The organism is Photobacterium chitinilyticum (assembly GCF_004104355.1).
GTDB lineage: Bacteria > Pseudomonadota > Gammaproteobacteria > Enterobacterales > Vibrionaceae > Photobacterium > Photobacterium chitinilyticum.
Genome location: NZ_RJLM01000266.1, coordinates 1 through 366, shown reverse-complemented (window position 1 = coordinate 366; position 366 = coordinate 1). Strand labels below are relative to the sequence as shown.

At 40.4% G+C, this 366-nt stretch carries 1 protein-coding gene; it reads right to left on the bottom strand.

The annotated features are described in order from the left end of the window. Nucleotides 1-6 precede the first annotated feature (6 nt). The coding region (locus tag EDI28_RS26675; protein WP_199287527.1) for a P27 family phage terminase small subunit at nucleotides 7-366 on the bottom strand (360 nt) is incomplete at its 5' end.

Here is a 366-nt window from a genome sequence, read left to right as displayed (position 1 = left end):
TCAAGATTACCCATTGCCAGTCACTCGCTTCTTCTTGATTTCGTTCTTGAACTTCAGTACCTCAGTAAGAACTGACTCACCCTCTTGTTCTACTACCTCACCGAGCGACTTAGGATTCATCATCAACTGATTAGAGTAGCTGAGTATATCTTTCCTCAAAATTTCCATCGCTGTCAAGATTGGAACTTTGCGCTCATTTTCAGCACCAGCCTTATTGACGTAGGTGTCTGTTACTGGATAACCCATATCAGCATAATCTTGAGCAAGTTTCTGATACTGGTATAACATACCTGCAAAAATGTCAATGATCATTTCGAACTCTTTACGATAAGTTCCCAAGTCTTTCATCTGCTTGACCACTTTTGA